The sequence below is a fragment of the Pseudoduganella sp. RAF53_2 genome (assembly GCF_052113985.1).
In the GTDB taxonomy this organism is placed as follows: domain Bacteria; phylum Pseudomonadota; class Gammaproteobacteria; order Burkholderiales; family Burkholderiaceae_D; genus Rugamonas.
Genome location: NZ_JBFRDW010000416.1, coordinates 1 through 5,388, shown reverse-complemented (window position 1 = coordinate 5,388; position 5,388 = coordinate 1). Strand labels below are relative to the sequence as shown.

2 protein-coding genes are annotated in these 5,388 nt (G+C 61.8%); one reads left to right on the top strand and one right to left on the bottom strand.

What is annotated here, in order from left to right:
* The first annotated feature begins 8 nt into the window (after positions 1 to 8).
* On the top strand, positions 9 to 2,495 hold the full coding sequence (locus AB4Z11_RS21630; RefSeq protein ID WP_442027588.1) for an alkaline phosphatase D family protein: 2,487 nt from the start codon (positions 9 to 11) through the stop codon (positions 2,493 to 2,495).
* On the opposite strand, the gene AB4Z11_RS21625 is transcribed toward AB4Z11_RS21630, so the two are convergent.
* Positions 2,496 to 5,388 (bottom strand): DUF4214 domain-containing protein (locus tag AB4Z11_RS21625; RefSeq protein WP_442027587.1); only part of this gene is annotated, 2,893 nt, incomplete at its 5' end.

The window sequence follows — 5,388 nt, the reverse complement described above, 5'->3', positions numbered from 1 at the left end:
GAGCGGAGATGGATCGTCGTCAGTTTCTGAAACTGGGTGGCTTTGTTACGGTATCGGTAGCCAGCGCCGGCCTGGCCGGTTGCGGCGGCGGCAGCGGCACGGCGGGCACGGTCAATGGCCTGTCGCCGGCGACCGGCAGCGGCTGGAAGTTCCCGCAGAGCGTGGCTTCCGGCGATCCGCGTCCGGACAGCATCATGCTGTGGACCCGTGTCGTACCAAGCTCGGTGGACGATACTGCCCAGCCTTCCGGCAAGGCCGAAGTGGCGGTGCAGATCATGGTGACGGCGAGCGACAACAGCGCGCGCCTCGGCAGCAATGCCGCGCTGGATGGCACGCTGGTGCTGAACACCCTGGTGCCGCTCGATCCCGCGTTCGACAACACCATCCGCAACAAGGTCACCGGACTGTCGCCGAGCACCACTTACTATTACCAGTTCGTCGCAGGCGATGTGCGCTCCAATGTGGGCCGCTTCAAGACCGCGCCGGCGGCCGGCACCGATGTGTCGCAGCTGCAGTTTGCCTGTCTGACCTGCCAGGACTGGAGCATCAATCACTGGGGCGCGCTGTCGAATATCGCCGCCAGCGAGCAGCTCGACTTCATCGTCCATCTGGGCGACTACATCTACGAGACGGTAGGTGAAGGCTTCCAGAGCGGTTCCGTGGAAAGCCGCCACACCGCGCTGTCCCTGCCGGACGGCGTGTTCAAGAACGGCAGCAGCGGCGCCAAGTATGCGAACTCGCTGGCCGACTACCGCTACCTCTACAAAAAATACCGCACCGATACCCGCCTGCAGGCCGTGCACGAGCGCTTCGCCTTCATCGCCATCTGGGACGACCACGAATTCACTGACGATGCATGGCAGGATGCCGAAACGTATGAATCGGCCGACGGCGTGAATCTGCATCAGCCGCAGCGCCGCCGCAATGCCAACCAGGCCTGGTTCGAATACATGCCGGCGGACGTGACGTTCGACAGCACCGCCACCAGCTTCCAGAACATCAAGATCTACCGCGATTTCAGCTTCGGCAAACTGGCCCAGATCGTGATGACCGACGAGCGCCTGTACCGCACCGATCACGTGATTCCGGAGTCCTCGCCGAATCCGGCCACCGGCACCGCCATCGGCAGCATTGGCGCACGTTACCTGGTGCCGCAAGATCTGTACAACGCTGTCGAAGCGCAGAAGCTGGCCGCCAGTCCGGACGCCGTCAGCATGCTGGGCGCCACCCAGCGCGATTACTGGAAGAGCACCATGAAGGCATCCACCGCAACGTGGAAGCTGTGGGGCAATGAAGTGTCGCTGCTGCGCATGGGTCTGAACGGCACCGACGCCATCGCAACCCTGCTGGCGCTGCAAGCCATTCCGACCGTGGCAACGTCGGTTGGCACCACGGCAGCAGCAGCGGGCGGCAATGTGCCGGTGGCCGGCGCCATCGTGGCTGCCGTCACTGCCGGTGCCTCGCAAGCCAGCGCGCAGGCGGCAGCGGGCGCCATCGCGGCATCGGCGGCAGCCGGTGGCGATACCAGCGCACGTCTTCAGGCCGCTGCCGGTGCAGGCCTGACTTCGGCGCAGGCGTCGGTAGCGGTGCTGGCCTTCACCCAGGCGGCCAGCGTGGCAGCGGGCGGCGCGACGGCGCAAGCGACGGCCGCGGCCCAAGCCATCGCGATCGGCTTCATCAAACCGGACGTGCAAGCCAACAAGGCCAACTCCGCCTTCGTGGTGGCGTCCGGCCAGCAGGCTGCGTTGACGCCGTACTTCCGCCGCTTCCTGATCAACTGCGACCAGTGGGACGGCTACAACGCCGAACGCAAGGCGCTGATGTCGCACCTGAAGACCAACAATATCGGTAACGTGGTGGCGGTGACAGGCGATATCCACTCCTTCTTCGCCGGCACCGTGAGCGACGATTACGATGCGGCCAACGGCGGCACGCCGGTGATGACCGACCTGGTGACCGCAGGCGTCAGCTCGGACTCCTTCTTTACTTATCTGAAGCAGGCCGCGGCGTCGCTGGGCAGTCTGGGCGCGCTGGTGTCCTACCCGCTGTCCATCCCGGTGCCGAACCTGGGCACCGTGACGCTGGAATTCAATCTGCTGGACTACACGATGGGCAAGGCCGCGCCGACCGTCGAAACGCTGGCTGCGCAAATCTCCGTGCAACTGCGCGGCGCGCTGGCATCGAAGGGCGTGCCGGAAGCGGCGCTGGATGCGACCGTGGCGCAAGTGCTGACCGGCCTGAAAGCCAGCAGCGATTTCAGCGCGACCCTGTTTGGCCTGGCGCAGCAGCTGTCCGGCCTGAACAGCAATCCATGGATCAAGCACCTGAACACGGACGCCCAAGGTTATATGGTGGTGACGGTAACGCCGTCCAAGCTGACGGCACAGTTCAAACAGGTGAACAAGCTGGTGGGCGGCAATGCACCGGCCACGGTGATCGCGCGCACCACCACCGCGACCGTCGCGGCAGGCAATCCCGCCGTCGCAGTCAGCTGATCAGGTGCCAGTGTAAAGCTGGTACTCGAAGCCGTCCTTGACCACGCCGACCAGTGCGGCGTGGTTTTCATCACTCTCGCTAAAGCCCAACAGCAGCGCTTCACGCGAGAAACCATGCTCAAGGCGGCTGGTCCAGTCGGCAAAGCCGGCAGCGTCGGGCGCACGGTGCAGCACATTCTTGTACAGGCTGGTCACCAGGTCCGCATTGCTGACGTTCTTGCCATACAGGCGCTGGAATTCGTCTGAATACAGGAAGCCGGATGCCACCTGCTCCAGCTTCATGCCGTTGTCCAATTTGCTGATCCAATAGCCCAGGCCCGGCAAGTCCGGCGCACGGTCGAAGGATGCACGGTAGAGGCGGTAAGCTTGGCCTGCAGTACCGTCGAAGTCCAGCGCCACCATGGTGTCGCTGAATTGCAGGCGCTCCACGCCGGTCAGTATGTCACTGCCTTCAGAGTAATAATTGAATATCTGCGCCACGCCGGCGGTGATGCGGATATCGTAATCGGCATGTTTGCCGCTGTAGACGGCGGTGTCGATGCCGGCTCCGCCGTTTAGTGAGTTATAGCCTCCCAGGCCGCGCAGGTGGTCATTGCCGTTGCCGCCTTCGATGAGATTATCGGCGTCGTTGCCGGTGAGGTTGTCGTTGCCGCCCCCGCCCAGCAGGTTTTCGATGGTGGTGCCGAAGTTGATCGTGATCTGGCCCTTGTCCGTGATCAGCTCGGCCTTCTTGCCGATATAACTCCAGTAGCCKGGACGCAGGTCGACGACCATGTCCTGTCCGACCAGGCTGCCGTCAAGCGTGTCGTTGCCGGCGCCATCGTAAATCATGCTGGGCTGGCCCGCGTCGAGGCGATAGCTGGTATCGCCGGCATTGGCTGCCGATGAGGCGCCCCAGATATACTGCAGCGCGGCGATATCCAGGCCAGACAGCGACAGCGAGAAGATGCGCTCGTCTGCGGTATAGCTCATCACGGTGTGCGAGTGCACGTCTTCCGCCTTTGGCAGGTAAGGCCCATCGCCCACATTGCCCCGCGAGTCCGGATCGGAGAAAGGATGCTTCAGGCCTAGCGCATGGGACAGTTCATGAATCAACACACGGTTGATCTCGGAGTAGTCGTCGAGGCGGGGGGGGATCACGTCTGAAGTGGCGTTCAGCATGACCTTGGAGCCGCCGGCCCAGCTCAATTCGGTTGCGTAGCCGCCCGAGTCTGTCTGGGCATTGTTGGCCAAGGCAATGGTAAAGGGCTCGGCCGGATCGCTCGTTTCCACGAAGGTCACGCCGATCACGCTGCTGAAATAGTCCATGATCTTGCGAGCGTAGGCTTTTTCCTCATCAGAGAAAGCCTGGAAGCCCTTCTTGTCCGTATCGTCGAAGTAGCCCGGCGCGGTGGTCACAAAGCTGTACTTGATCACATGGTCCTGGGGTGCCGTGACTTCGAGTGCCGTGATGTTCGAATAGGTCAGGGCGTCGATCCAGTAGGGCAGCTTTTGTACGCCGGGTGCGAACTCCCAATGTGCCAGATCGCTGTTCGTCTTGAACCAGTCGGCCTGCACGATGGCGCGGTCGCCGTCCGAATTCTTGTGGGCAATGACGGTATAACGGTCTTCGATGATGTAGGTATCGTCGCCGCCGCCGCCGTCCAGGTAGGCGCCGTCGGCACCGCTGTGCAGGGTGTCGTTGCCAGCCGAACCGTAAATTTCATCGAAACCGCCATCGCCAAACAACTGGTCGTCGCCGTCGCCGCCTTGCAGCGTGTCGTCGCCGTAGCCGCCTATGATGGTGTCATTGCCTTCATACCCCATCAGGCTGTTTGCCAGACCGTTGCCGATAATGGAGTCGTTGCCGTATCCGCCCTTGGCTACCTCGATATCGGTGCCGAAGTTGATGGTTAGTTGTCCAGGCGAGTTAAACAGCTCGGTCTTATGGCCGACATAGCTTTGGTAGCCGGAGCGCAGGTCCAGCATGACGTTCTGGGTCGCGTCGCTCCAGTCGATGGTGTCGAAGCCGGCGCCGTCATACACCATGGTGGCTTTCGTGGTGTCGAGGCTATAAGTCGTGTCGCCCGCGTTGGCCTTGCTCGAAACTCCCCAGATGTACTGCAGCGCCGCCAGGTCGTACGGGCTATACGACATTGGCACCTTGCCGGAAAAATTGTCGTTGTAGCTCATCATGGTGAGCGTGCGCATGTCTTCGCTATCAGGCAGATAGGGGCCGTCGCCGGAGTTGCCAACCGTGTCTTCATGGCTGAACGGATGCTTCAAGCCCAGGGCGTGGCCCAGTTCGTGGATCAGGACATAGTTAAGTTCCGAACCGCCGTCACGCGACGGATTCAGCACGCGCGGGTCGGCGTTGAGGAGGATGCGGGAGCCGCCGCTCCAGATCTCGTTGGCATATCCGCCGGAATTTGCGGGCTGCTTATTGTTAGCCAGGGAAATGGTGTAGGGCGAGTCAGTCTCTGTGGTTTCCACAAACTGCACGTCGAGCACGCTGCTGATGTAGGCGAAGATCTGGCGCGCTTGCGCCTTTTCAGCCTCGGTGAAGGGTGTGAAGCCAGCCTTGTCCGTCGCGTCGAAGCCGGCGGGCGGCGTCGTGACGAAGTTGTACTTGACCACATGATTGGCGCTCTCGGCGAGATTCTGGATATTGTCGAAGGTCAGGGCGTCAATCCAGTAGGGCAGCTTTTGCACGTTTGGGGCCCAAGTCCAATCGGTAATGCTCTGGTTGGTCTTATACCAGTCGACCTGGATGTAGCCGTGGTCACCCGCTTGATTGGTCGATGAAATGGCGGTGTGGCGATTATTGATAAGATAAAAATCGTTGCCGTTGCCGCCCGACAGGTAACCGCCATCTTCGCCGCCCTGGAGAACATCGTCACCGTCCAGACCGTAC